The sequence below is a fragment of the Tardiphaga sp. genome, from assembly GCF_028290495.1.
GTDB lineage: Bacteria > Pseudomonadota > Alphaproteobacteria > Rhizobiales > Xanthobacteraceae > Tardiphaga.
The window spans coordinates 1-2877 of the sequence record NZ_JAQGJT010000145.1; the positions used below are offsets into that span (position 1 = coordinate 1).

At 63.5% G+C, this 2877-nt stretch carries 3 protein-coding genes; all 3 read right to left on the reverse strand.

What is annotated here, in order from left to right; translation table 11 throughout:
• A partial coding sequence (gene truB / locus JWQ24_RS21965; RefSeq protein ID WP_299812540.1) for a tRNA pseudouridine(55) synthase TruB occupies positions 1 to 989 on the reverse strand: 989 nt, incomplete at its 3' end.
• The gene (rbfA, locus tag JWQ24_RS21970) at positions 989 to 1402 is read right to left on the reverse strand and encodes a 30S ribosome-binding factor RbfA (protein WP_299812542.1); all 414 of its coding nucleotides are present in this window, start codon (positions 1400 to 1402) and stop codon (positions 989 to 991) included. The genes rbfA and truB, both read right to left, overlap by 1 nt.
• A 152-nt stretch (positions 1403 to 1554) precedes the next feature.
• On the reverse strand, positions 1555 to 2877 hold a 1323-nt coding region (infB, locus tag JWQ24_RS21975; RefSeq protein ID WP_299812544.1), incomplete at its 5' end, for a translation initiation factor IF-2.

The window sequence follows — 2877 nt, forward strand, 5'->3', positions numbered from 1 at the left end:
TGGAGCCTTGCCGCATCTGCCCGTGTGACGGCCAGTGCCGGGATGTCGTCCAGCGCGGTCTCAACGGGCAGTAGCGCGTCGGCGAGGTTGCCCTCGCCAGACGCGGCTCTATCGCACAAAGCCTCCAACTGTTCCAGCGGAATCATGTCGGCTTCGGCAAATGGGCCGACCAAAGTGCGCCGCAGGGCGCTGATATGGCCGTAGCAGCCCAGCAAACGGCCCATGTCGCGGGCCAGTGCCCGTACATAGGTACCCTTGCCGCATTCGGCTTCGAATACCGAATGGCCGTCATCCTCCTGTTCCGTAAGGACAAAATCGTGGATCACGACGGGGCGGGGGACCAGCGGCACGACTTCGCCGTCGCGCGCCAGGTCATAGGCGCGCTCGCCGGCGATCTTGATGGCGGAATATTGCGGCGGGGTCTGCTCGATGTTGCCGATGAACTGCGGCAACAGCGCGCGGATCTGCTCGACCGTGGGCCGGTTCTCGCTGCTGAAGGTCACCTTGCCTTCGGTGTCGTCGGTGTCGCGCTCTTCGCCCCAGGCCACCGTGAAACGGTAGCGCTTGCGGCCGTCCATCACGAAGGGGACGGTCTTGGTGGCCTCGCCCATCGCGATCGGCAGGCCGCCGGACGCCAACGGATCCAGGGTGCCGGCGTGGCCGGCGCGCTTGGCCTGGAACAGGCGCTTCACGACAGCTACGGCATGCGTCGAGGTCATGCCGATCGGCTTGTCGAGCACCACCCAGCCATGAACGTCGCGCTTGTCGCGCCGCACCTGGCCCTGCTGGCGCGATTGCTTGTTGCCGCGCGAACGGTTGTCGTCGCGGGGATCGTTATAGCCACGCGGTTGCGACGCGCTGTCGGCATTCGCCGTCGGCATGTCGTCGCCGGAATCGAGTGGTGCGATCGGTACAAATTTATTTTCATCCGCGGCGTTCGATTCATCATTTTGCGAATCGATCACGCTGTGGGCGGTGGTCTCACTCATCAGTTTTCGTCCGAATCTTGTTGCAGGTCGCGCTGTACCGCGGGTGTTCTCAGTAGCTTCTCGATACGTTCCGCCTCGTCGAATCGCTCGTCGATGCGGAAGCGCAGATCAGGTGCGTATTTCAGGTTAACGCGGCGCGCCGCCTCGGTGCGCAGGAAGGACTTGTTGGCGGCCAGCGCCTTCAGCACGAGCTCGGTGTTGCGGCCGCCGAGCGGCATCACATAGACCGTCGCGAGCTTCAGATCCGGCGACATCCGCACTTCGGGCACCGTGATCAGGTTGGTCTCGAGGATCGGATCGTGCACGCCGCCTTGCGAAAGAATATCCGCAATCGCGTGGCGCATGATTTCGCCGACGCGCAGCTGGCGTTGTGCGCCACGCGACGTCGAAGCTTTTTGTTGATGCTTGGGCATCGGTGATTTCCCAATGGTCACGGATCAGGACGCACAGCCAATAGACTGCGCTCCCGCCATGATGGTTCCAAAAAAGGCCTCGGCGTGAGGCGGCTGACAAAGGCAGCCGGCTCACGCCAGGAGGCAGACAGAACGCGCTGTAAGACTTGGACTTACAGCGAGCGCTGGATCGTTTCGACGCGATAACACTCGATAACATCGCCGGCGCGCATGTCGCCGTACGTTTCGAACGCCATGCCGCATTCCTGGCCGGATGCGACTTCCTTCACTTCGTCCTTGAAGCGCTTCAGGGTCGACAGCTTGCCTTCGTGCACGACGACGTTGTCGCGGATCAGGCGCACATTGGCGCCGCGTTCCACGGTTCCGTCGGTGACGCGGCAACCCGCGACCTTGCCGACCTTGGAGATGTTGAACACTTCCAGGATCAGGGCATTGCCGAGCATGGTTTCGCGCAAGGTGGGCGCGAGCAGGCCGGACATCGCCTTCTTCACGTCATCCACGAGGTCGTAGATGATGTTGTAGTAGCGGATCTCGATGCCGTTGCGCTTGGCGGCCGCAGTCGCTTCCTTGTTGGCTCGGACCGAGAAGCCGATGATGGCGGCGTTGAAGCCTTCCGCCAGCGTCACGTCGGATTCGCTGATGCCGCCGACGCCCGCATGCAGGATGCGCGCGGTGACTTCGTCGGTGCCGAGCTTCTCCAGCGATCCGAGGATCGCTTCGAGGGAGCCCTGCACGTCGGCCTTGATGATCAGCGGGAAGTCCTTGCGACCCGTCGTCTTCAACTGGCTCATCATCTGCTCGAGCGAGCCGCGCATGCCGGAAATGGCCGATGCGGACTTCTCGCGCTTCTGATGCGCGCGGTAGCTGGTGACTTCACGGGCGCGGGCTTCGTTTTCGACCACCGCGACGCGATCACCGGCTTCCGGCGGGCCGTTGAAACCGAGCACCTCGACCGGCACCGAGGGGCCGGCTTCGGATACGGTTTCGCCCTGGTCATTGATCAGCGCACGGACGCGGCCCATTTCGGCGCCGGCGACGATGATGTCACCCACGCGCAGGGTGCCGCGCTGAACCAGCACGGTCGCCACCGGACCACGGCCGCGATCGAGCTTGGCTTCGATCACGGTACCTTCGGCCGGACGGTCGGTATTGGTCTTGAGATCGAGCAGGTCGGCCTGCAGCGCGATCATTTCGAGCAGCTTGTCGAGGTTGGTCTTGTTCTTGGCGGACACTTCGACGTCAACGACATCGCCGCCGAAGGATTCGACCTGCACTTCGTACTGGAGCAGTTCGGTGCGGACGCGCTCGGCCTTGGCGTCCGGCTTGTCCATCTTGTTGATCGCCACGATCATCGGGACCTTCGCCGCCTTGGCGTGGTTGATGGCCTCGATGGTCTGCGGCATGACGCCGTCATCGGCGGCGACGACCAGGATCACGATGTCCGTGACCTTGGCGCCGCGGGCGCGCATCGCGGT